Origin of the sequence: Enterobacter sp. SECR19-1250, assembly GCF_013391025.1 — a bacterium.
Taxonomy (GTDB): Bacteria; Pseudomonadota; Gammaproteobacteria; order Enterobacterales; family Enterobacteriaceae; genus Enterobacter; species Enterobacter cloacae.
The window spans coordinates 25,463-48,238 of the sequence record NZ_JACASJ010000008.1 but is presented as its reverse complement, the minus strand read 5'-3'; the positions used below and the strand labels follow the sequence as shown (position 1 = coordinate 48,238).

The 22,776-nt window shown below is 55.7% G+C and carries 19 protein-coding genes and 4 tRNA genes; 6 read left to right on the top strand and 17 right to left on the bottom strand.

The window, feature by feature from the left end; translation table 11 throughout:
• Positions 1–35 precede the first annotated feature (35 nt).
• The 6 genes from uvrD to HX884_RS03720 form a co-directional block, all read right to left on the bottom strand.
• On the bottom strand, positions 36–2,198 hold the full coding sequence (uvrD, locus tag HX884_RS03745; RefSeq protein WP_013099255.1) for a DNA helicase II: 2,163 nt from the start codon (positions 2,196–2,198) through the stop codon (positions 36–38).
• A 108-nt stretch (positions 2,199–2,306) separates the two neighbouring features.
• Positions 2,307–3,023: a 5-amino-6-(5-phospho-D-ribitylamino)uracil phosphatase YigB gene (gene yigB, locus HX884_RS03740; protein ID WP_013099256.1), complete on the bottom strand. Its 717-nt coding sequence runs from the start codon at positions 3,021–3,023 to the stop codon at positions 2,307–2,309.
• Entirely contained in the window at positions 3,023–3,925 is a 903-nt protein-coding gene (gene xerC, locus HX884_RS03735) for a tyrosine recombinase XerC (protein ID WP_178327663.1), read from the bottom strand. Before xerC ends, yigB begins: the two co-directional genes overlap by 1 nt.
• Positions 3,922–4,629, bottom strand: coding sequence for a DUF484 domain-containing protein (locus HX884_RS03730; protein ID WP_023621549.1), 708 nt, complete (start codon positions 4,627–4,629; stop codon positions 3,922–3,924). The genes xerC and HX884_RS03730 overlap by 4 nt, the downstream gene beginning before the upstream one ends.
• Positions 4,626–5,450, bottom strand: coding sequence for a diaminopimelate epimerase (dapF, locus tag HX884_RS03725; protein WP_013099259.1), 825 nt, complete (start codon positions 5,448–5,450; stop codon positions 4,626–4,628). The genes HX884_RS03730 and dapF overlap by 4 nt, the downstream gene beginning before the upstream one ends.
• Positions 5,451–5,485: 35 nt before the next feature.
• A complete protein-coding gene (locus HX884_RS03720) occupies positions 5,486–5,689 on the bottom strand; it encodes a lipoprotein (RefSeq protein ID WP_013099260.1) in 204 nt (67 codons plus the stop codon).
• Between the two features lie 135 nt (positions 5,690–5,824).
• On the opposite strand from HX884_RS03720, the gene cyaY reads away from it, so the two are divergent.
• Positions 5,825–6,145, top strand: coding sequence for an iron donor protein CyaY (cyaY, locus tag HX884_RS03715; protein ID WP_013099261.1), 321 nt, complete (start codon positions 5,825–5,827; stop codon positions 6,143–6,145).
• Between the two features lie 73 nt (positions 6,146–6,218).
• Here cyaY and cyaA read toward each other — a convergent pair whose 3' ends face one another.
• Positions 6,219–8,762: a class I adenylate cyclase gene (gene cyaA, locus HX884_RS03710; RefSeq protein WP_178327662.1), complete on the bottom strand. Its 2,544-nt coding sequence runs from the start codon at positions 8,760–8,762 to the stop codon at positions 6,219–6,221.
• 350 nt (positions 8,763–9,112) lie between these two features.
• Between cyaA and hemC the strand changes: the two genes are divergently transcribed.
• From hemC to HX884_RS03685, 5 genes are all read left to right on the top strand, one after another.
• Positions 9,113–10,054 carry a hydroxymethylbilane synthase gene (gene hemC, locus HX884_RS03705; protein ID WP_032618596.1) on the top strand — a complete coding sequence of 314 codons (942 nt, stop codon included), beginning with the start codon at positions 9,113–9,115 and terminating at the stop codon, positions 10,052–10,054.
• A complete protein-coding gene (gene hemD, locus HX884_RS03700; protein WP_029883127.1) occupies positions 10,051–10,791 on the top strand; it encodes a uroporphyrinogen-III synthase in 741 nt (246 codons plus the stop codon). Before hemC ends, hemD begins: the two co-directional genes overlap by 4 nt.
• A gap of 21 nt (positions 10,792–10,812) precedes the next feature.
• Entirely contained in the window at positions 10,813–12,009 is a 1,197-nt protein-coding gene (gene hemX, locus HX884_RS03695) for a uroporphyrinogen-III C-methyltransferase (RefSeq protein ID WP_178327661.1), read from the top strand.
• 2 nt (positions 12,010–12,011) lie between these two features.
• Positions 12,012–13,211: a protoheme IX biogenesis protein HemY gene (hemY, locus tag HX884_RS03690; RefSeq protein WP_014833715.1), complete on the top strand. Its 1,200-nt coding sequence runs from the start codon at positions 12,012–12,014 to the stop codon at positions 13,209–13,211.
• Positions 13,212–13,366: 155 nt separating this feature from the next.
• The gene (locus HX884_RS03685) at positions 13,367–14,578 is read left to right on the top strand and encodes a hypothetical protein (protein ID WP_045295002.1); all 1,212 of its coding nucleotides are present in this window, start codon (positions 13,367–13,369) and stop codon (positions 14,576–14,578) included.
• A gap of 506 nt (positions 14,579–15,084) precedes the next feature.
• Here the strand turns inward: HX884_RS03685 and HX884_RS03680 are convergent.
• From HX884_RS03680 to rffA, 10 genes are all read right to left on the bottom strand, one after another.
• Positions 15,085–15,161: transfer RNA gene (locus tag HX884_RS03680), tRNA-Pro, on the bottom strand.
• 42 nt (positions 15,162–15,203) lie between these two features.
• Positions 15,204–15,290: transfer RNA gene (locus tag HX884_RS03675), tRNA-Leu, on the bottom strand.
• 20 nt (positions 15,291–15,310) lie between these two features.
• Positions 15,311–15,386 (bottom strand) — tRNA-His (locus HX884_RS03670).
• Between the two features lie 67 nt (positions 15,387–15,453).
• Positions 15,454–15,530 (bottom strand) — tRNA-Arg (locus HX884_RS03665).
• Positions 15,531–15,632: 102 nt separating this feature from the next.
• Positions 15,633–17,018, bottom strand: a complete 1,386-nt coding sequence (locus tag HX884_RS03660; protein ID WP_178327660.1) for an amino acid permease — start codon at positions 17,016–17,018, stop codon at positions 15,633–15,635.
• Positions 17,019–17,215: 197 nt separating this feature from the next.
• Entirely contained in the window at positions 17,216–17,956 is a 741-nt protein-coding gene (wecG, locus tag HX884_RS03655) for a lipopolysaccharide N-acetylmannosaminouronosyltransferase (RefSeq protein WP_045902203.1), read from the bottom strand.
• A gap of 12 nt (positions 17,957–17,968) precedes the next feature.
• The gene (gene wzyE, locus HX884_RS03650) at positions 17,969–19,321 is read right to left on the bottom strand and encodes an ECA oligosaccharide polymerase (protein WP_014833719.1); all 1,353 of its coding nucleotides are present in this window, start codon (positions 19,319–19,321) and stop codon (positions 17,969–17,971) included.
• Positions 19,318–20,397 carry a TDP-N-acetylfucosamine:lipid II N-acetylfucosaminyltransferase gene (locus HX884_RS03645; RefSeq protein WP_178327659.1) on the bottom strand — a complete coding sequence of 360 codons (1,080 nt, stop codon included), beginning with the start codon at positions 20,395–20,397 and terminating at the stop codon, positions 19,318–19,320. The genes wzyE and HX884_RS03645 overlap by 4 nt, the downstream gene beginning before the upstream one ends.
• Positions 20,394–21,644: a lipid III flippase WzxE gene (wzxE, locus tag HX884_RS03640; protein WP_038985272.1), complete on the bottom strand. Its 1,251-nt coding sequence runs from the start codon at positions 21,642–21,644 to the stop codon at positions 20,394–20,396. Before wzxE ends, HX884_RS03645 begins: the two co-directional genes overlap by 4 nt.
• Before the next feature lies 1 nt (position 21,645).
• On the bottom strand, positions 21,646–22,776 hold the full coding sequence (gene rffA / locus HX884_RS03635; RefSeq protein ID WP_014833721.1) for a dTDP-4-amino-4,6-dideoxygalactose transaminase: 1,131 nt from the start codon (positions 22,774–22,776) through the stop codon (positions 21,646–21,648).

Here is a 22,776-nt window from a genome sequence, read left to right as displayed (position 1 = left end):
CAGATTATTACAAAATAATGATATTTTTCTGAAAGTTACACTGCTTCCAGCTTGGCATACGCGGCCACCAGCCATTTGATCCCCTGCCCCTGGAACGCCACCTGCAGGCGACTGTGCTCGCCGCTGCCTTCCAGATTGACGATGGTGCCTTCACCAAACTTCGAATGACGCACGCGCTGGCCCAGCTTATAGCCGGTGTCGGTTTCCGCAATCGGCGAGCCCATCCGCTGATGGCTGACCGGGCGGCTGATACTGGCACGCAGACGAACCTCTTCGACACACTCTTCCGGCAATTCGCCGATAAAGCGCGACGGACGGTGATAGACCTCTTTACCGTACAAACGGCGGGTTTCAGCGTAGGTCAGCGTCAGCTTCTGCATCGCTCGCGTCACGCCTACATAAGCCAGACGGCGCTCCTCTTCCAGACGCCCGCCTTCATCCAGCGACATCTGGCTCGGGAACATGCCCTCTTCCATGCCGACGATAAACACCTGCGGGAATTCGAGGCCTTTGGCAGAGTGCAGGGTCATCAGTTGAACCGCATCCTGCCAGGTATCCGCCTGCCCTTCGCCCGCTTCCAGCGCGGCGTGAGAAAGGAACGCCTGCAGCGGCATCAGGTCTTCGTCTTCTTCGTTGTAGCTGAACTGGCGCGTTGCCGTCACCAGTTCCTCTAAGTTCTCAATACGGGTCTGGCCCTTCTCGCCTTTCTCCTGCTCGTACATGGTGCGCAGGCCGGAGTCTTTGATCACCCGGTCAGTCTGCACGTGTAGCGGCATGTCGGCGGTTTCCTGCGCCAGCGCGTCAATTAATTCCAGGAAGCGCTGCAGCGCGCTGGCAGCGCGTCCGGCGAGGGCTTTTTCCTGCAACAGCTCGCGGCACGCCTGCCAGAGCGTAAGCTGGCGATCGCGCGAGGCCTGACGCACCACGTCCAGCGTTCGGTCACCAATGCCGCGGGTTGGCGTATTCACCACACGTTCAAACGCCGCATCGTCGTTTCGGTTAGCGATCAGGCGCAGATACGAGAGCGCGTCTTTGATCTCCTGACGTTCGAAGAAGCGCATGCCGCCGTAGATACGGTACGGCATGCTCACCTGCAGCAGCGCCTCTTCCAGGACGCGCGACTGGGCGTTGCTGCGGTAGAGAATGGCACACTGTTCCAGCGCGCCACCGTTGTCCTGCCAGGTTTTGATGCGGTTCACCACGAAACGTGCTTCGTCGAGCTCGTTGAAGGCGCAGTAAATCGAAATCGGCTCACCGTCGACCCCATCGGTCCACAGCTTTTTACCCAGGCGCCCGTTGTTGTTTTCAATCAGGGCGTTGGCCGCGCTGAGGATATTGCTGGTCGAGCGGTAGTTCTGCTCCAGACGGATGGTTTCGGCGCCGGGGAAGTCGTTGAGGAAGCGCTGAATGTTTTCCACCTGCGCGCCACGCCAGCCGTAGATGGACTGATCGTCATCGCCTACGATCATCACCTTGCCTGTATCCCCGGCCAGCAGGCGGATCCAGGCGTACTGGATGTTGTTGGTATCCTGGAATTCGTCCACCAGGATGTTGGTGAAGCGTTCACGGTAGTGCTGCAGGATATGCGGTTTGTTCAGCCACAGTTCGTGGGCGCGCAGCAACAGTTCGGCAAAGTCCACCAGCCCGGCGCGGTCACACGCTTCCTGGTAGGCCTTGTAAACGTTCTGCCAGGTCTGCTCCACCGGGTTACCAAAGCTCTGAATATGGTGCGGGCGCAACCCTTCGTCTTTCTGGCCGTTGATGTACCACATCGCCTGACGCGGCGGCCACTGTTTCTCGTCGAGATTCATCGCTTTAATCAGGCGTTTCAGCAGACGGAGCTGGTCTTCACTGTCGAGGATCTGGAAATCCTGCGGCAGATTGGCGTCCATATGGTGCGCACGCAGCAGACGGTGCGCCAGACCGTGGAAGGTGCCGACCCACATGCCGCCCTGGCTGGTGCCCATCAGTTGGGCAATACGGTGGCGCATCTCCGCCGCCGCCTTGTTGGTAAACGTGACCGCCATGATGGAGTACGGAGAGCAGTTTTCCACGCTCTGCAGCCAGGCGATACGGTGAACCAGCACGCGCGTCTTACCACTGCCCGCCCCAGCCAGCACCAGCAGGTTGGTACGCGAGGCGGCAACCGCGTCACGCTGTTTGTCATTAAGGCTGTCGAGCAGGTAAGAAACGTCCATTGGCACCGTCACATAGTATTCAGGAACACAGCAAAGCGCCCGGTGGCGCTTTGCTTACCGGGCCTACAACTGCAAAAACCCTGGTAATTTATACAATATTACTGGTGATTATATCAGCGTCGTGAGGGATGCCAACCGTGAAATTTCCAGGTGCGGCAGAAGACGGCTGTCCGGGGCGATCATCAGGTCCGTCTTTTCTGGCTTGATCCAGCAGGCCTGCATACCGCAGCGGATGGCACCCGCTACGTCTGTGGTCAGGTCATCACCCACATGCAACATTTCGCCGAGCGGCAGGTTCAGCTTCTCCGCCGCCAGATGATACATATCGTTAAACGGCTTCGAGCGCCCGTGCGGACCCGCCCGCAGCACAAATTCGAAGTAATCCCCCAGACCAAACAGCTCCGGCTGCGCATTGCCATTGGTGATTGCGACCAGCGGCCATTTTTCTGCCAGTTTTGCCAGGGTGTCGTGCGTTTCCTGCGGCACGTCGATACGGCTGCGCCATTTGGCGAAGTTTTCCATTGCGGCTTCAGCCCCGACGGCCGCATCCTGTGCGCTCAGCCCAGCGTTGAGCATCGCCTGCTCCACCGCACGGCGACGCCATTCGGTTACATCGTGATAAATATCCGGCTCGGTCTCACGCAGGGACTGGCGCAGCAGCTGAAAGTCCTTGTTCTGCATCGTCTTCAGCGCCGGATGGTAGTTCTGAACAAACGCCAGTGACTCCTGCTCAGTTCGCAGGATCACTTCACGGTTGTCATAAAGGGTGTCATCAAGATCAAAAGTCAGGGCTGAGATGTGACCCAGTGGGCGGTAAAAACGCATTATTTCCCCCGTTTGGCGCGTGGATGCGCCGCGTCATACACCGACGCAAGGTGTTGAAAGTCTAAGTGGGTATAGATTTGGGTGGTGGAGAGATTCGCGTGGCCGAGCAGTTCCTGCACGCCACGCAGATCGCCACTCGATTCCAGCATATGGGTGGCAAAAGAGTGGCGCAGCTTGTGCGGATGGACGTGGCTGTTCAACCCCTGCTTAATGCCCCACTCTGCAAAGCGTTTCTGTACGTTACGCGCCGAGATCCGCTTGCCGAGTTTCGACAGGAACAGCGCATCCTCCTCGGTGCCAAACAGCCCGCGCAGATCCAGCCAGTGCTCAATCCACGAGACGGCATTACGGCCAATCGGCAGGCGGCGCTCTTTGCTGCCCTTACCCATCACCCACACTTCGCCGGACTCCAGATCGAGATGTTTTAAATCGAGATTAACCAGTTCGGAAAGACGCAGACCCGCACCGTACATGACCTCCAGCATCGCGCGATCGCGCACGGCCAGCGGGTCGTTGAGGTCAATATCCAGCAGGCGGTTTACATCGTCGACGTCGATATTTTTCGGCAGGTGACGCTGGGCTTTCGGCGTGGCGATGCCTTTCGCCGGGTTGGCTTTTAAGCCGCCCTGGCTCACCAGCCAGTCGAAGAAACTGCGCAGCGCAGAAAGCCTGAGCGCCAGACTCGCCGGGCTTAGGTTTTTTTTACGGCTACGCACAACAAATCCGCGGACGGTCGCAGCGTCACATTGTTGCCAGCTTTTCAGGCCGATCTCATCGGCAATCTGCATGATGGCATCAAGCTGACGCTGATAGTTCAGCAGCGTAATGGGGCTTAGCTGACGTTCAACACCCAGGTAGCGCAGAAAGCGCGAGACGTCAGTCGCGAGCAGGGCGTCCGTCATACACGTTCAATCCAGCGCTCCAGCAGCTCAGGCAGCATCAGGGCGATCTCCTGCAGCAGCTGCGTGCCTTGTCCCTGCTCGTAATGATGCGCGTCGCGGCTGGTAAATAACATCACCCCCAGATCGCCATCACGCCCCATCATCGACATCGCCACCGAGCCTATCGCTTTCGCCTCCGGCAGTACCACCAGCAGTTCCGGCCCGTTAAGCGGCCCAAGATAGTGATGTTCGTGGCCCAGACGCTGAATACGCAGGGGTTCAAACGCCTGGCGACTCAACGCCAGATGGGTAAAACCGGACGGTGCGCCAATGCGCCAGCGGTCAGGGAAAAGACGAATCGTTGCGCCAGCCAGCCCCAGTTCACGCGCCCAGCGGTGGAAGCGGCTGAGAAATTCTTCGAGGCTGTGCGCCGAGGCCAGACGCGCCTGCAGATGCAGAAGACGATAGAACAGGCTTTCGTTCGTGTTGGCCTGCTCCATCAGCAACGTCATGTTCTCTTCAAGCTGACTGATGTGGTTGCGCGAACGAGCCATGTGCCATTCGACCAGCGACACGGTCCCGCGAACCGGATGCGGCACACGCATCGCTTCGACGACGCGTGCATTGCGAATAAAAAACTCAGGATTGCGCAGCAGATAATCAACAACAGCCCTGTCGTCCAGTTCCGTCACCGTTTCCTGCAGTTCTTCCCCTGGTTGTTTCATAGATGGATAAACCCGTCATAGACATGTGCCGCCGGGCCAGTCATATACAGTGGATGACCCGGTCCTTTCCAGGCGATATCAAGACGACCGCCTGGCAACTCCACGCGAACCTCTTCGGCCAGTAACCCCTGAGAGATGCCGACGGCCACCGCAGCACAGGCACCGCTTCCGCAAGCCTGCGTTTCGCCCGCGCCGCGCTCGTACACGCGCAGACGGATATGCTCACGCTTCACCACCTGCATAAAACCGATATTCGCCCGTTCCGGGAAACGTTCATGGCTTTCCAGCACCGGGCCCAGGGTTTCAACCGCGGCCGTTTCCACGTTATCGACCTGAATCACACAGTGTGGGTTTCCCATCGAGACGACGCCACACAATACTGTCTGCTCGGCCGCACGCATAATATAGGTCTTTTCCGCTTTGTTTGCGCGAAACGGCACCGCAGAAGGCTCGAAGTTTGGTTCGCCCATGTTCACGCGCACCAGCTCGTCATCGGTAACGCTGAGCACCATGCGGCCATTCGCCGTGCTGACACGGATATCGCGTTTGTTGGTCAACCCTTTCAGGCGGACAAAGCGGGCAAAACAGCGCGCGCCGTTGCCGCACTGATTCACCTCGCTGCCATCCGCATTGAAAATACGGTAGTGGAAATCGAGGTCGGGATCGTACGGCGGTTCAACCACCAGCAGTTGATCGAACCCCACGCCCAGGTGTCGATCCGCCAGGCGGCGGATCAGTTCCGGGGAGAAAAAGACATTCTGCGTTACCGCGTCGACGACCATAAAATCGTTACCAAGGCCATGCATTTTAGAGAACTGCATCATTTGCTCCATTGCGCGGGTACAGAACGTGATCGTCAGAGATTAACCTGAGTCGGGCCACCGTTGTTGCCACGATCGTTAGTGTCTGGCGTAGATGACTCAATGCCGCTGTTCACAGGTTTCGTCGGCGGCGGCGCGGTTTTATCCGCTGGCGGGAAGTACAGCGGCCCCTTCAGCCCACAGCCAGTCAGACTAAACAGCGTGATGAGAACGGCAAGCGTTCGGAAAGCGTTTTTCATTATAAAGTTGCCCGTAAGTTCAAATCTGTTTCTATCATCGCAGGAGAAGACACAAAAGCAAGAGTTTGCCGCTTTCCTGCAACGGGAATTATTTAGGGTTATACTGCCGGCATCACGAAAAACAGGAACAAAACCATGAACGACAGTGAATTCCATCGCCTTGCCGACACCCTGTGGATGACCATTGAAGAGCGCCTGGACGACTGGGAAGGCGACAGCGATATCGATTGTGAAATCAACGGCGGTATCCTGACCCTCAGTTTCGAAAACGGCAGCAAAATTATTATTAACCGCCAGGAGCCGCTTCACCAGGTATGGCTGGCGGCCAGACAGGGTGGCTACCATTTCGATCTGAAAGGGGATGAATGGGTTTGTGACCGTAGCGGCGAAACCTTCTGGGATCTGCTGGAGCAGGCTGCAACCGCGCAGGCGGGTGAAGACGTGAGTTTCAGGTAGTGTTGTTGCCCGGTGGCGGCTACGCCTTACCGGGCCTACAACGGCTCGGAACGTAGCCACCCGGCGAAAAGCATCACGAGAAATACTGCTGCAACAGCGGTGCGGTATCCTGATTCGCAGGCACGGCAGGCGTGACGGCCTGAGTACGGAACGGAATCACCTGCGCACGGCCATCGACATTAACAATCTGGTAGAACTGCGGCAGATTGAAGTTGATGAAGCTGGAGCCGTAGGTGAAGCGGTCGTGTGATGAGGAGTAGAAGCGGCTAACGTCACGCACCAGCTCCTCTTTACTGCCTTCGCAGTGGTGATACACCTCTGCGCGGTTGGTCTCATCAAGAATATAGATGTTGAAACCAGCATCGTCTCCCGACTCTTCAAAGAAGAACTGGATAATCCCTTCACTGGCAAATCCATCCACCACCTGCGGCAACTTGACGTGGTTGGTCTCCACCTGAACCGACATACCATGCAGTTTGTTGTGCGAAATCGCGCCGTAAAACTCAATGGCGTTCTCCAGCTTCTGCACCGACACGTTCAGGCGTTCGAAGAACAGACCCCAGGTTTGCCCTGAAACACGCAGCGCTTTAAAGCGACCGGTTTCCTGACGGGTACTGGAAAGACGCAGCTCAATACACTCTGAAACTAACTGCTGCACGCGGGTACGAATCAAACCACGCAGGTGCTGGCTGTAGCAGAACACTTCCACGCTGTCCGGCGGCGCGGCATCCTGGTGCATCTTACCGAGAATGGTTTTCAACGCTTCGATCATCGCCTGCTCGCCGTTGAAGTGCAGCGTACGCACTTCGTTCCACGAGTTGCGGTACAGCAGATCCACGCTGCCGACCAGGCAATTTTGCTGCTCGCCAAAGCTGAAGACGTCCAGCTTGCGGAAGTCAAAATGCACGACCTGATTGCGGAAGGCCGCCGTCGGGTCATATTCCAGGTTGACGATAATCGCCAGATGACGAATTTCACACGGGCTGTAGAGCGCTTTTGGCGTGGGTGCCGGCAGACGCAGCGGGAAGTGATGGGAGACATCCGCCACCATCTCCTGCAGTTTGGCTAAATCGACCACTTCGTTGCCTTTGATAAACAGGCGGGTGCGCGAGGTCAGCAGGCCATTAAACCAGGCCCAGGCCACCAGCTTGTTCAGGTAGCGGTTATACTCCAGCGGCTGATGGCTAATGATTGAATCCATGCTTGGGGCACGGTTATACAGATACCACCCGGTGCGGTTCGCGCGGCCCGGCGGCACATAGATAAAGGTCAGGTTTGGCTCTGACAGATCGGGCGAAATTTGCGGGTTAACCAGGGTGACTTTGCCCGGCAGCGCTTCAAACGCGGCATACAGCTTGCGGGTCAATACCCCGATGTCCTGTGGGCTGGCGGACACGCTGAGGTTGTTACGGCGCGCAAAGCGGATCAGGTTACGGTAGCTTTGCATCATCGCATCAAGCAGTTCGTTGTGCGCTTCACGCACCTGATCGATTTTCCAGTTGGCGCGATTGTCGAGCATGGAGAGACGCTCTTCGCCCCATCCCCACTCTTTGACGAGCTGAGAAACTACTTCACGACGCCAGCCCACGCAGGCGCGTTCGCGGCTCAATTTCTCACAAACTTTGAGATAGAAACATCGACGCACCAGGTCGAGACGCGTGGTGTCATCAATGGCTTTCAGGTATTCGGTAACGCGTTCCAGCATCATGCAGTAGGCGTCAAGCCCAAAGGAGACAACCTCCCCGTCGTGCAGACGCTGCTTGATATCTTTCGCCAGCAGGCGTGGGGTTGGGTATTCCCAGGAATAGGCTTCGAGCAACAGCGTTTTCAGCACCGCTTTGTACGGTGAGTCGATGCTCTTATAAAGCTGCCAGAGGCTCGCGCCAAAGTACTCTTCGGCTGACAGGGAGCTCAGGCCGCCCAAATCCAGCCATTCGTTTGGCGTCAGTACGCCCTGCGCGTAGAGCGACATCACGTAATCATCGTAATGCTCTTCTTCTTCGCACGGGACCATATTCCACAGAATACGCTTCCCGGCCAGACGCACTGCCGTACGGTAAAATTCGTCCAGCAATAAGATGTGCTGCGTGGAGCCGCAGTCCTCACCACCCAGACTGCCGCTTTCGTTATGGCGGAAACGGTTTTCATCAATCAGGAAGAAGCTCACTTCCACGCCAAGCGATGCCGCCCAGCTTTCCAGCAGGCTACATTTACGCTGCAGCAACTGACGCTCTTCGTTATCGAGCCAGGATTGATGGCAGACCCAGATGTCCAGGTCAGACGAACAGCTTTGCCCTACCGAAGAGGTGCTCCCCATGGAGTAAACGCCGGTGATAGGCAGTTCACCTTTCGGGGATTCCTGCGGCGGCATGCCACGGTAGAGTTCAAGTTCGTTGAGATAATGCTGTTGGGTTTCATCAGGCGTGAAAAGGCAAATGCCCTTGGGAACGTTACCGTCAAGGTAACCCGGCATCAGCGGATGGTGATAGTGCAATAATGTCGGCAGCAGACTGTATACCTGCTGGAAAGCAGGGCCCATGGCAGCAAGCGCGCGATCCACACGCAGTTGATTGATGGCATCCAGTCTCTGTTTCAGAGTCTCAATATAGAGGTACAAGACGTATCGCCTGATGTTTCCGGGTGTCGCAAGCTATTCAAAAACCAAAATAACAGCGAGCCCGCAGTATTTCAAAAAGATAACCGTTACCCTTTTTCGCCCTTATCATTATGCTGGTACCGACGAAAAAATGGTCTAAAACGTGATCAATTTAACACCTTGCCGATTGACCGTAAAGAAAGTTGCGCTACATACAAAGTGTAGCACCGTTCTGTACGTGTAAATTCCTTAATACGGCTGTGGCTGACGAGAACTCCCGCCCTGTCCCTCTCTTCTTCATCACCGTAAAACTGCCATCCCAGAGTCAACAATGTTAGGATGGTTAGCGATTGATAATGACGGTAACAAGCATGTTAGACAATGTTTTGAGAATTGCCACACGCCAAAGCCCTCTTGCGCTCTGGCAGGCACATTATGTTAAGCAGCGCCTGGAAGCCTGCCACAGCGGCTTGCGCGTCGAGCTGGTGCCCATGGTCACGCGCGGCGATGTGATCCTTGATACGCCGCTGGCGAAAGTGGGCGGCAAAGGCTTGTTTGTCAAAGAACTGGAACTGGCATTGCTTGAGAACCGCGCCGATATCGCCGTGCATTCGATGAAAGACGTGCCCGTCGAGTTCCCGGAAGGGCTGGGACTGGTGACCATTTGCGAGCGCGAGGATCCGCGCGATGCGTTTGTCTCTAACCAGTTTGACTCGCTAGATGCGTTGCCCAAAGGCAGCGTGGTTGGCACGTCCAGTTTACGCCGCCAGTGTCAGTTGGCTGAACGCCGTCCGGATCTGATCATACGCTCGCTGCGCGGTAACGTCGGCACGCGTCTGGGCAAGCTGGATAACGGCGATTACGATGCCATTATCCTCGCGGTAGCAGGACTTAAGCGTCTGGGGCTGGAGTCACGCATTCGCGTCGCGTTGCCACCGGAGCTCTCTTTGCCGGCCGTGGGACAGGGCGCTGTAGGTATTGAGTGCCGTCTGGATGACAGGCGTACCCGTGAACTGCTTGCGCCGCTGAATCATGACGAGACGGCCATTCGCGTCAAAGCCGAGCGTGCGATGAATACCCGCCTTGAAGGGGGGTGCCAGGTGCCGATTGGCAGCTATGCTGAATTAATTAACGGTGAACTGTGGCTGCGTGCGCTGGTTGGCGCGCCGGACGGTTCGCAGATGGTACGCGGTGAGCGCCGCGGTAAACCGCAAGATGCTGAGCAGCTTGGCGTTTCGCTGGCGGAAGAGTTACTGGATAACGGTGCCCGCGAGATTCTGGCTGACGTTTACGATGGAGAGCCCCCTGCATGAGTATTCTCGTCACCCGCCCTTCTCCCGCAGGAGAGCAGTTAGTGAGCCGTCTGCGCGCACTGGGGCAGGTGGCCTGGAGTTTTCCGCTTATTGAATTCTCCCCAGGTCGGGAGTTGTCCGCGCTCGCCGACCATATGAATACCCTTCAGGAAGGCGACCTGCTGTTTGCCTTGTCGCAACATGCCGTGGAATTTGCCCATGCGCAGCTACAACAGCAGGGACTGAACTGGCCTACCGCGCCACGCTATTTCGCGATTGGCCGTTCCACCGCCCTGGCGCTGCATACCGTAAGTGGAGCAGACGTACGTTACCCGTTAGATCGGGAAACCAGCGAAGTCTTGCTACAATTACCTGAATTACAAACCCTAATCGGAAAACGTGCGCTGATTTTACGCGGTAACGGCGGACGCGAACTGTTAGGCGAAACGCTGCGTGAACGCGGAGCTGACGTCACGTTTTGCGAATGTTATCAACGCTGTGCAAAACATTACGATGGTGCACAAGAGGCGATGCGCTGGCATACGCGCGGCATTACAACGCTGGTGGTGACCAGCGGCGAAATGCTGCAGCAACTCTGGTCGCTGGTGCCGCTTTGGTATCGTGAAAACTGGTTACTCCACTGTCGGCTTTTGGTCGTCAGTGAGCGTCTGGCGAACCTCGCCCGGGAACTGGGCTGGCAAGATATTCGGATCGCTGATAACGCCGACAACGATGCGCTGCTGCGCGCATTACAATAACTCTCATAATGGGATGCCATAATGACGGAACACGACAAATCCTCCGCCGTGGTTGAAGAGACCAGGGAGACTGTGGACATGACGCCACAGTCAGAAACGACTGAGAAAATCGTTGAGAAGAAAAACGGCAGCAACAAGACCAGCCTCGCGCTGAGCGCGATTGCCATCGCCATTGCGCTGGCAGCAGGCGTCAGCCTCTACGGCCTGGTGAAACAGCAAAGCACCAATCAGACGGCAACCAGCGACGCGCTGGTTAATCAGCTCGCTGCGCTGCAAAAAGCGCAGGAGACACAAAAAACCGAGCTGGAAGGCGTCATCAAACAGCAGGCTGCCGCGCTTGCCGATGCGAACAGCAAACAGGAAGAGCTAACCAAACAGCTGGACGAAGTACAGCAAAAAGTGGCCACCATTTCCGGTACCGATGCCAAAACCTGGCTGCTTTCTCAGGCTGATTTTCTGGTGAAACTGGCCGGGCGTAAGCTCTGGAGCGATCAGGATGTCACCACCGCCGCCGCTCTGCTGAAAAGCGCAGATGCGAGCCTGGCGGACATGAACGATCCAAGCCTCATCACCGCACGTCGCGCCATTACCGAAGACATCGCCAGCCTCTCCGCCGTTTCTCAGGTGGATTATGACGGCATCATCCTCAAGGTAAATCAGCTCTCGAACCAGATTGATAACCTGCAACTGGCAGATAATAACGACGACGATTCTCCCATGGATTCCGACGGCACCGAGCTGTCCAGCTCCCTGAGCGAGTGGCGTGTAAACCTGCAAAAAAGCTGGCAGAACTTTATGGACAGCTTCATCACCATTCGTCGCCGTGATGAAACCGCCGTGCCGCTGTTAGCGCCGAACCAGGATATCTACCTGCGTGAGAACATTCGTTCCCGTCTGCTGGTCGCGGCCCAGGCCGTGCCACGTCATCAGGAAGAGACCTACAAACAGGCGCTGGATAACGTCTCCACATGGGTACGTGCTTACTACGATACCGATGATGCCACCACCACGGCGTTCCTCGATGACATCGACAAACTGAGTCAGCAGAACATCACTATGAACGTGCCGGATAAACTGGCCAGCCAGCCGATTCTGGAAAAGCTGATGCAAACGCGCGTACGTAACCTGCTGGCACAGCCGGGCGTTCCGGCTGAGCAGACGGGTGAACCTGCACCAGCCGCCGCGCCCGCGCCTGAAAGCGCCCCACAAGGAGAGTAACGATGCTTAAAGTACTCTTACTCTTTATCCTGCTGATCGCCGGGATCGTCCTTGGGCCGATGCTTGCCGGTCACCAGGGATACGTGTTGATCCAGACCGACAATTACAACATCGAAACCAGCGTAACGGGTCTGGTGATCATTCTGATCCTGGGCGTTGTGGTGCTGCTGGCGCTGGAGTGGATCCTGCGCCGTATTTTCCGCACCGGTGCCCATACCCGTGGCTGGTTCGTTGGCCGCAAGCGCCGTCGCGCCCGTAAGCAGACCGAGCAGGCGCTGATTAAGCTCGCCGAGGGCGACTATCAGCAGGTGGAAAAGCTGATGTCCAAAAACGCCGATCACGCCGAACAACCCGTCGTGAACTATCTGTTGGCTGCTGAAGCAGCTCAACAGCGTGGTGACGAGGCCCGTGCCAATCAGCATCTGGAGCGCGCGTCGGAGATGGCGTCCGACAACCAGATCCCGGTTGAGATCACTCGCGTTCGCCTGCAGCTGGCACGTAATGAAAACCATGCGGCGCGCCACGGCGTTGACCGTCTGCTGGAAATCACTCCTCGCCACCCTGAAGTGCTACGCCTTGCCGAGCAGGCCTATATCCGTACCGGTGCCTGGGGTTCACTGCTGGACATTATTCCTTCGATGGCGAAAGCCGACGTGGGTGATGATGAACATCGTGACGAACTCCAGCGCATGGCGTGGATTGGTTTGATGGATCAGGCGCGTGCCGATCTGGGCAGCGATGGTCTGAAAACCTGGTGGAAGAATCAGAGCCGCAAAACGCGTCAGCAGGTTCCTCTGCAGGTGGCAATGGCGGAACACCTGATTGAATGTGACGATCATGACACGGCTCAGGAGATCCTCCTCGACGGTCTGAAGCGCCAATACGACGATCGTCTGGTCATGGTGATCCCGCGTCTGAAAACCAACAACCCTGAGCAAATCGAAAAAGTGCTGCGCCAACAGATCAAAACCGTTGGCGATCGTCCGCTGCTCTGGAGCACGCTGGGCCAGTCGCTGATGAAACACGGTGAATGGCAGGAGGCGAGCCTCGCCTTCCGTGCGGCGTTAAAACAACGCCCGGACGCGTTTGACTACGCGTGGCTTGCCGATACGCTCGACAAGCAGCATAAACCGGAAGAAGCTGCCGCCATGCGGCGCGACGGTCTGCTTTTGACATTGCAGAATAACGGAAATCAGCAATAATCGTTAAGGAGGCCGGACGGCCTCCTTTTTTACGCACCCTTTTTGCATATCCATCAGGAAACGTTCCGGCCAATGTAACGATCTCTTTTCATTAACCTTTTTACACACACGCGCATCAGCCGCGTGGACTAAATCGTTTTTGAAAGGAAATCGTCATGAACTCGCTTTTGTATGCGCTTGTTGAAGCGCTGCGCTGTCATCGCTGGCTGCGTTTGCTGGCCTGCGCCTTTATTTTTACGTCGCTGGGAAATGGGTTAACTCAGGTTGTTGTCTTCGGTTTACTTTTAGACTGGTCGGCACCAGCCACTCTGCTTACGCTCGCCTTTCTTTTTGCAACGGTGCCTGGTTTTATCGGCAGCATCATCAGCGAAAAACTGTGCGCACACTATTCTCCCGTCTCTTTGTTGATCCTGTCAGAGGGGTTGGGCTTACTCGCCCTGTTATTCCCACTGCTGGGTATTCATTATCACAGTATTTCAGCGCTGCTTGCTGTGCAATCCACCGAAGCCCTGTTGAATGGGATGAGCTGGCCGGCCCTAACGTTGCTCTTTAAACGCGGACTCAGTAAAGCAGAGCTTCCTGCAGCAACCTGTCTTGAAAACGTGATTTTTGCGGCTCAGGTACTGCTCGGTACCGGACTGGGCGTAGTACTTTTCCAGCGAATATCAGTGATGACATTGCTGGCAATCGATGCTGCCAGCTTTCTGGGGTCAATGTTTATGCTGTGGCTGGCTGGAAGGACATTTACTGCGCAAGCACGCTCTTTATCCCCAGACGAAGGCTCCCCGGTTATGCTGCGGTGGCATGCGCTGACCCTCCGGCAAAAACGCAGTTTACTCATTTTGCCCGTTCTGGCAGCCGTCGGTTCACCCGCCATGGCGCTTTTACCGGCGCTAGCGCAGCAGATCCAACCGGAGGATGCTGCGGATCTCGCCTTACCGCTTCTCTTTGCCAGGAGTATGGGGCAGCTTTGCGGCCCTATACTGCTGAAGAGAGACAGCCTGCCGCGGCTCACTGCGCACACACCATTGTTAATGCTCTGCCTTAGCCTCTTTTTAGCGGCTTACGGTGTGATCCCGTTTTTATCTGGTTGGATGGTGTGTGCACTGGGGATGATTTTTATTGCGCATCTGGCATCAAACGTTGTTTTCGCGGTGGGAACATATGGTGTGCTAAGCAACTTTCACTCTACGCAGACTGCTTCAGCGAGTGGAAAAGTCTGGCGCTGGCAAACGCTCACTGCCTCTTTGTTCACCGGTATTGCAGCGGCATTAACCGCCGCGTTAGAGGCACTACAGGCAATGTATATTGTCTCTGCGGGTGCGCTGCTTCTGGCAGCCCTGGTCATGTTTCGTTACCGTGAATAAGGCATAAAAAAACGCCTGCTATAAGAGCAGGCGTTAAAACAGGTCTGTAAGACAACATATTTGGTGCTTCACTCAACGTTATGCCCATGGTGTCTGATGAGGCCGAAGCGACATCTGTCAGTGGACGATAAGCACCGTAAATGGCTCTGCATCATTCCTGAGTTTATGAGGCACGAAGGCGAACATAAGAGATGGAATGAGCATCTACACGTATATTATTGCACGTTACATGCCAACGTTACACGAAGAAATTTTACATCGCGCAACATTTTAAGATAAAAGGAATTTCTGCTGCAAAGACCCGTCTGACGCACCATAAGATATCGGTAAAAGCGCAGAAGTGTCGTCAGAAAGAGACGGTTAAGACACTTATGAAATATTAGTTTAGTTTTCAACTAATTAAGTGTCGCTGGTTCGCGACAACAGGAAACGCGAATGTCGGGGAATGGATACAGAGGTGAAAAGCCGCAGAAAACAAAAAACCCCGCCGAAGCGGGGTTCAAAATTGGTCGGCGAGAGAGGATTCGAACCTCCGACCCACTGGTCCCAAACCAGTTGCGCTACCAAGCTGCGCTACTCGCCGATGTACTGCTTTTTGAATTTTTAGTTCAATTCATTAAAGTCGTGGTGCGAGGGGGGGGACTTGAACCCCCACGTCCGTAAGAACACTAACACCTGAAGCTAGCGCGTCTACCAATTCCGCCACCTTCGCAATTCACAACTCTTCAATAATGGGGTGGCTAATGGGACTCGAACCCACGACAACTGGAATCACAATCCAGGGCTCTACCAACTGAGCTATAGCCACCACTGTATTCTTTCACGCGGTACTGACTACTTCTCAGACCACCGCAGCTCTAGCGCCGGGACTAAAATGGCGCGCCCGACAGGATTCGAACCTGAGACCTCTGCCTCCGGAGGGCAGCGCTCTATCCAGCTGAGCTACGGGCGCTTAGCGCCGTTGCGGGGCTGGATATTACGTACCTCCGACCCCGCTGTCTAGTGCTTTTTTGAAAAAAATGCGCGTTTGGTTATGGTTTGCACATTTTGCCGCTTATTCCTCCACTTTCCGCGTGGTGGCGCGGCGCCCCAGCCCAAATAGCTTATAGGCTGCAGTGACTGCCGCCAGGAAGATCATCCCGACAAACAGCGACATGCGGGTATCATCATTAAAGTACATCCCGATTAATACGCAAATCAGGAACGCCATCGTCAAATAGTTCGCATACGGGAACAGAATCGAGCGGAACGGATGGCTGGCAATCGCCTGTTTATGCGCATGGCGGAAACGCAGCTGGCTAATCAGAATAACGAACCACGGCACCATCCCCGGCAGCACGCTGGCGCTGTAGACATAAACAAATACGCGCTGCGGGTTTGGAATAATGTAGTTCAGGCATGAGCCAATCAGCAGGATGGCAATCGACACCGCCACACCCGCAACAGGCACACCCGCGCGGGACACTTTACTCATTGCCGCAGGCAATTGATTGTTCTTCGAAAGCGCATAGAGCATACGACCACAGCTGTACATTCCGCTGTTACAGCCAGACAACGCCGCCGTCAGGACGACAAAGTTGATGATACCTGCTGCCGCCGTAATACCTATCTTCGCGAATGTTAAGACAAACGGGCTGCCTGTCGTGCCGATCTCATTCCACGGGAAGATGGTCACGATAACGAAGATCGCCCCCACATAGAAAATCAGGATACGCCACAGCACCTTACCCACCGCACTACGCAGCGTGACCTGCGGGTTCTTCGCTTCACCGGCTGTAATACCGATAAGCTCAACGCCCTGATAGGACGCGACAACGATACACAGCGCCGTCAGGAAGCCTTTCCAGCCACCAGCGAAGAAGCCGCCGTGTTCGGTCAGGTTACCGAAGCCAATCGCGTGACCACCGTTGCCAAAGCCGAAGAAGATGACGCCGAGTCCAACCACAATCATCACGATGATGGTGGTGACTTTAATCATCGCAAACCAGAACTCGATTTCACCATAAAGGCGAACGGCTGCCAGGTTTGCCATTGCCACCAGCCCCACAGCAATCAGCGCCGGTATCCACTGGACCATATCCGGGAACCAGAACTGCACATACACCCCGATTGCGGTAATCTCCGAGATACCCACCGCCATCCACATAAACCAGTATGACCAGGCCGTCAGATAGCCGAAGAACGGGCTCATGTAGCGGTGCGCATAGACGGCGAAAGAGCCGGTCACTGGCTCCAGGAAGAGCATTTCGCCCATCGAACGCATGATGAAGAAAACGAACAGGCCAGCAATAATATATGCCAGCAGAACGGATGGCCCGGCCCATTTGAGCGTGCTTGCAGAGCCCATAAACAGGCCCACACCAATAGTGCCGCCCAGCGCTATCAGTTCAATATGACGAGCTTCCAGCCCACGCTGTAGCTCCGGTTTTTTCTCTGCCATAGATCCTCGGTTGTGTTTGCTGTTTCCCGGCTTAATACCAGGTATTGTTTTTTAGGGGTACTAAAATACGGAGCGAATGGTTTCTTAAATTCTGCAAAATGGCAAACAATGCATTAAAAAAATAAATGCATTGCACAGTTTCGCAGCAGTTTTGCAGGGGAGTTGCAGCGCGAACAGCATATCGCGCTACATTTTGATTACATTTTCCCGGTGTAGTGCCAGGCGAGATAACGCAACAGACGGAGCTGGCGTTTAATACGTGTTGGTTGCGACAGCAGTCGGTACAGCCACTCCAGTCCCAGGTTTTGCCATACCTTCGGCGCACGTTTTACATGGCCAGTGAAGACGTCATAGGTCCCGCCGACGCCCATATAGAGGGCATCCGGGCAAACCAGACGGCAATCACGCATCAAAATTTCCTGGCGCGGTGAGCCCATCGCCACGGTGACAATTTTCGCCCCGCTGTCGCGCACGCGGTCAAAAAGCGCCTGCCGGTCCTCGGATTTAAAATAGCCGTCCTGACTACCCACAATATTAACATTCCACTGACGCCGCAGCTTCTGCTCGGTCTGCGCCAGGACCTCAGGCTTACCGCCAATAAGAAATACGGGCGTGCCTTCTGCCCCTGCACGTGCCATCAGCTGTTCCCAGAGATCGGCCCCCGCGACGCGTGAAACATTAGCACCAGGAAACTTTTTGCGGATCGAGCGTACCACGCTGATACCGTCCGCGTATTTAAACTCGGCGGCCTCGATCAGACTTCTGACTTCAGCGTTATCTTCTACCGCCAGCATTTTCTCCGCATTGATGGCGACCAGCGTACCGGATTTCATCTGGCCACCCGCAAAGAGAAAATCCAGCGCGTGTTGCATATCGCGCCAGCCAATAAGCTGCAGGCCACGCAGCGCGTAGCGCGGTGCAGAGGTTGTGTCGGTCATGACTATCCTTACTCAGACTTGCGACAGCGTTCTGCTGCCCTGTGGCTCGCGCTTATGCACAAGCCCTGCACTGTCAAACAGCCAGTACAGCAGTTTGGCCAGCAGCAGGCAGACGCCGAAAACGACCATGAAGAAAACCACGCGCGAGACGAAGGAATCCAGCCCCTCGCGCGCCAGAACGATCATATTGAAAATGGCACCAAAGCAGAAACTGTGCAAAATGGCGGCCTTGTAGCGGTTAGTCTCTTCGTTGCCGAGCACATAGAGCCAGTCAAACCATTTGATAATCAGCCCTACCACAACCGCGCCCGGCAGAATAAACCAGCTTCCGCCCATTACCACCAGCGAACCAATCAGCGTAGGGGAAATGGCCAGACCTGAATGGTTGTTCAGCACTTCCCAGGTGAAGTAGTTCGCTGTGTTGAGCACGGCACCCGGGCGGTCAGGCCACAGCCACGACGGGATAAACACATAGAAGTCACGCACAATGGGCGCCAACCCCTGGAAATCGATTTTGTCGTAGTTTTGCAGCAGTAAAGCGAGGTTTTCCCACGGCGAGAAGGTGTCGCGCGTGAGATACAGGAAGGTGTAAAACGCTTCGTCACCGGCCACGTTCAGTCCATAGCGCTTAAGGGCCAGCCAGAACATCCCCACAATGCCAAACACGCCCGCTGCCGCCAGCATCCACAGAGAGATCCATCCGCGAATGATGCCGATAAACAGGAAAATCGCAAAGGCGATAATAATGTTGGCGCGCGTCCCACCCACAATCATGTAGGTCAGGAAACCAAAGGCGACCGTGCTCACCAGGAAGAAGAGCCAGGCCTTACTGTCCTGGCGCAGGAAAAAGATCACCAGCATTGCCGGGATGAAGAAATAGAAGAAGCGCTTAAGCGCCACGCCCGAAACTTCGGCAGAAAAAATCTGACTGTAGGAGTGCAGCTTAAACAGCAAAAAGCCGTTATGCATGAAGAAGATCCCCACGCTGACCAGCGCGATGGTCATCAGCATCACCCACGTCAGATGGGTCTCTACCCTGTTCATGGTGAACAGCGGACGACGCGGCGCACTCGCTTTCACCGCACGCAGACGCGTTTTATAGGTGACGTAGTACACCGCATAGAAGCAGGTCGCCGACAAGAGTGCCTGGAGCAGGATTTCCGGCGGCGCGACGCTCACGTCAAAACGGAAAACCAGAATACTGGTCAGCGGAAAACCGAAGAAGAAGGTCAGAAGAAACAGTAACGAGAAGAAGACGTTAAAGTTAAAACGCACGCGACGGAACTCAAACCAGGTCAGAGTGGCGATAAATAGCGTGCTCAGAAGCCATACCACTAACAAGCCGCTGAATTGCAACTGGCTCATGCGTTGTCTCCTGAAGCGATACGCAGCGCACGGTGCCACGGCGTAAGGTAGTTCGGGCTAAAGAAATCGATGGTACTTTTATCCACCAGCGCCAGTTGACGCTGAGCTTCACGTACCACCTCCACATTCAGGGTATCCGTGGTGAACAGCACCGGAATGTGTTGTTCAGCCATATCCTGCCAGAACGGATTATCGCGATTAAGCACACAGGGAACGCCTGCCTGAAACAGCAGGCACAGGGTGCCAATTCCCTGCTGGCGGGCAAAGATGAAATAGCCGAGATCGCACTGGCGAAGCAGCGCAAGATATTCATCAAATTCCAGCTTATCGCGCAGGATGTTCACATTCTCCGGGCTAAACAATCCCAGAGCCTGCTGGCGAACGTCGTTGATGTAAGCATCATTATTGGCCGGATAGCCCATCGGCACAACGACATTTACCGTGTCGCCAAACTGCTGATGTACCGCCTTCAGCGCAGCAATATGCTCATTGCTGCGATCGCCAGAGTTACCCACCAGGATCGTCAGCTTACCCTCACGCGGCGTATCGTTTGCCATGTTATTCAGCGCCGGGTTCATGCGTGTCGGGAAATAGAGCAGCTCACCGCGAACGTTGGGGTGCTGTTTCGCGAAGTAATTGAGATCGCCACGGGTGGCGAAAACACAGCCAACCCGCCCCTGCGCCATACGCCGTAGCGGGTAGAAGAGTCGGAACTTCCAGCCGCGGGAGACTTCATAGAGATCGGCTCCCCAGATATGCCAGCTGCACTGGGAAGGTTTAATCCCGCCGCTCAGAAGAGCCAGCCACAGACCGGTATTAAATTGTCCATGGAAGAAGAAGCGCTGCTCACGATCCGCTTTCGCTTTCGCGACAACTGCCTTCGCCAGTGCGGCTTTATCCGGCCAGAAGGTAAGCGTCAGCGCCGGACACATCTCGCTCAGCCCCCTGTCCTGGCCTGCAACCATAAACTCGCGTGCATCGGGATTGCCCGGGGCCAGCTCATCGTTGAAGAACCGCAAAACGGTCTGGTTATGGTGTGGGATATCCGATCCCAGTATGTGAATCAGTGCAGTCATGCGCGTTTACGCCAAAGTAAAAATACGCCGCAACAGGCAGCGAAATAAACGATATAGGTTGCCATATAGGCCTGAGCCGCCCCCAGTGCACCGTGTGCCGGGATCAGCCAGTGTGAGAACGCCGTCAGGAGCGTAAACTGGCTTATCTCTGCCAGGATATACAAACGCAGCGAGGCTTTCGCAATCACCAGATACCCGAATACGTAAGCGCCTACTTTCAGTACATCCCCCACCAGCTGCCAGGCAAACAGATCGCGCATGGCGATGAATTTCGCTGAAAAGAGCAGCCAGATGGCGACATCGCGCAATAACCACACGGTAAAACTGGCCGCCGCCACGGCGGGAAGCACAAAACGCAGCGAGCGGGTAATCTCGCGGGTAATATCCTGTCGGGAGCTCAGACGCGATAAGGTTGGCAGCAACCAGACGCTAAAGGAAGCCGTTATAAATTGGAGGTAGGCGTCAGAAATGCTGCTTACGCCCTGCCAAATTCCCACCTCATCCCAGCTGTAATGCGCCGCCAGCAGGTTTCGCATCATTACGTAAGCCACCGGCAGCGTTACGGAGGTAATAAGCGCCATCAGGGTAAATTTACCCAGTTGACCCGCCAGCCCCTTGTCCCACTGCGGTTTCAGGTAGCTTAAGGGGATAACGCCACGACGCATGAGCATAAACGCCGCCGGAACGACCACTAACGCAGGTACCAGCGCCAGACCCAGCAGCGCGCCTTCATACCCGCCCAGGCGGTAGCAGAAGTAATAGGCGATAACACCTATAACGCTGCCCAGGATCAGCGCAAGCGCGTTCCCGGCAGCATCACGAAACCCTTTCATCAGCGCCAGTAGCAGGTTAGCCCACGCGATCCCCATCTGAACCAGAGCGACCAGACGCACCAGCCCTTCATAATGCGTGTGTCCAAACAGCCCCTGGCTAATGGGGGCCGCCGCCAGCAGAAACACCGCGGCCAGCAGAGTAGAGAAACCTAACACCATCGCCGACGATGTGCCGACGACTTTGCGCAGCTGCGCTGCGTCATCCTGATGCTGTGCAACGTATTTCGTAACGCCGTTGAAGATCCCGGCGCCGGCCAATACCCCAAGGACGGTGACAAGCTGGCGGAAATTACCCGCCAGTCCCACCCCAGAAGGGCCGAATGAGACGGCCAGCAGCTTGACGACCAGCAGCCCGGCGCCAATTTTGACAAGCGTGGACGCGGCGGTCCACACCGATGCTTTTGCCAGAGACATATCAGCCGAAATAGCTCAGAAGGGTATTAATCACCGTACGCTGGTTAACCGGCGCGAGGTTGTAGAACAGTGGCAAGCGAAGCAAACGCTCACTTTCTTTCGTGGTATAGCGGTCTTCACCCGCGAATGTCCCGAACGCTTCACCGGCCGGGCTGGAGTGCAGCGGAATGTAGTGGAACACCGCCATAATCTCAGCCTCTTTCAGCCAGGCAATCAGCTTGCTGCGATCGTCGTTATCGCGCAGTTTGATGTAGAACATATGGGCATTGTGGACGCAGTCTGCTGGAATGGTCGGCAGCGCAATACGCCCGGCTTTTGCCAGCGGTGCCAGCGCGTCGTAATAGGTCTGCCACAGGGACAAACGCTGCAGGTTAATGCGCTCTGCCGCCTCCAGCTGTGCCCACAGATACGCCGCCTGCAGATCCGCCATCAGATAGCTTGAGCCAATATCGCGCCAGGTATACTTATCAACCTGGCCACGGAAGAACTGGCTGCGGTTGGTGCCTTTTTCGCGGATCACTTCCGCACGCTCAACCAGCGCGCGGTCGTTAATCAGCGTCGCGCCGCCTTCACCACCTGCGGTATAGTTTTTGGTTTCGTGGAAGCTAAAGCAGCCGATGTGGCCGATGGTGCCGAGCGCGCGTCCTTTGTAGGTGGACATCACGCCCTGAGCGGCATCTTCCACCACAAACAGGTTATGCTTTTTCGCGATCGCCATAATGGTGTCCATTTCACAGGCCACGCCCGCGTAATGGACCGGAACAATCGCCCGCGTTTTATCAGTGATCGCCGCTTCAATCAGCGTTTCATCGATATTCATGGTGTCCGGACGAATATCCACAAAGACGATTTTCGCCCCGCGTAACACAAACGCGTTCGCCGTGGAGACGAAGGTGTAGCTCGGCATAATCACTTCATCACCGGGCTGAATATCGAGCAACAGCGCAGCCATTTCCAGCGACGCCGTACAGGAAGGGGTCAGCAGCACTTTAGCGCTGTGAAAACGCTGTTCCATCCACTGCTGGCAGCGACGGGTAAACCCACCATCACCGCAGAGTTTGCCGCTGCCCATAGCAGACTGCATATAGTCGAGTTCGGTTCCCACGACGGGTGGTGCGTTAAATGGAATCAT

Bases quoted from the DNA above. Each gene is read 5' to 3' on its own strand.
- uvrD (WP_013099255.1), bottom strand. From the start codon at position 2,198: ATGGACGTTTCTTACCTGCTCGACAGCCTTAATGACAAACAGCGTGAC.
- HX884_RS03730 (WP_023621549.1), bottom strand. From the start codon at position 4,629: ATGAAACAACCAGGGGAAGAACTGCAGGAAACGGTGACGGAACTGGAC.
- HX884_RS03720 (WP_013099260.1), bottom strand. From the start codon at position 5,689: ATGAAAAACGCTTTCCGAACGCTTGCCGTTCTCATCACGCTGTTTAGT.
- HX884_RS03645 (WP_178327659.1), bottom strand. From the start codon at position 20,397: ATGACTGCACTGATTCACATACTGGGATCGGATATCCCACACCATAAC.
- wecG (WP_045902203.1), bottom strand. From the start codon at position 17,956: ATGACCGACACAACCTCTGCACCGCGCTACGCGCTGCGTGGCCTGCAG.
- hemD (WP_029883127.1), top strand. From the start codon at position 10,051: ATGAGTATTCTCGTCACCCGCCCTTCTCCCGCAGGAGAGCAGTTAGTG.
- HX884_RS03660 (WP_178327660.1), bottom strand. From the start codon at position 17,018: ATGGCAGAGAAAAAACCGGAGCTACAGCGTGGGCTGGAAGCTCGTCAT.
- dapF (WP_013099259.1), bottom strand. From the start codon at position 5,450: ATGCAGTTCTCTAAAATGCATGGCCTTGGTAACGATTTTATGGTCGTC.
- hemX (WP_178327661.1), top strand. From the start codon at position 10,813: ATGACGGAACACGACAAATCCTCCGCCGTGGTTGAAGAGACCAGGGAG.
- yigB (WP_013099256.1), bottom strand. From the start codon at position 3,023: ATGCGTTTTTACCGCCCACTGGGTCACATCTCAGCCCTGACTTTTGAT.
- hemY (WP_014833715.1), top strand. From the start codon at position 12,012: ATGCTTAAAGTACTCTTACTCTTTATCCTGCTGATCGCCGGGATCGTC.
- rffA (WP_014833721.1), bottom strand. From the start codon at position 22,776: ATGATTCCATTTAACGCACCACCCGTCGTGGGAACCGAACTCGACTAT.
- wzxE (WP_038985272.1), bottom strand. From the start codon at position 21,644: ATGTCTCTGGCAAAAGCATCGGTGTGGACCGCCGCGTCCACGCTTGTC.
- HX884_RS03685 (WP_045295002.1), top strand. From the start codon at position 13,367: ATGAACTCGCTTTTGTATGCGCTTGTTGAAGCGCTGCGCTGTCATCGC.
- hemC (WP_032618596.1), top strand. From the start codon at position 9,113: ATGTTAGACAATGTTTTGAGAATTGCCACACGCCAAAGCCCTCTTGCG.
- xerC (WP_178327663.1), bottom strand. From the start codon at position 3,925: ATGACGGACGCCCTGCTCGCGACTGACGTCTCGCGCTTTCTGCGCTAC.
- wzyE (WP_014833719.1), bottom strand. From the start codon at position 19,321: ATGAGCCAGTTGCAATTCAGCGGCTTGTTAGTGGTATGGCTTCTGAGC.
- cyaY (WP_013099261.1), top strand. From the start codon at position 5,825: ATGAACGACAGTGAATTCCATCGCCTTGCCGACACCCTGTGGATGACC.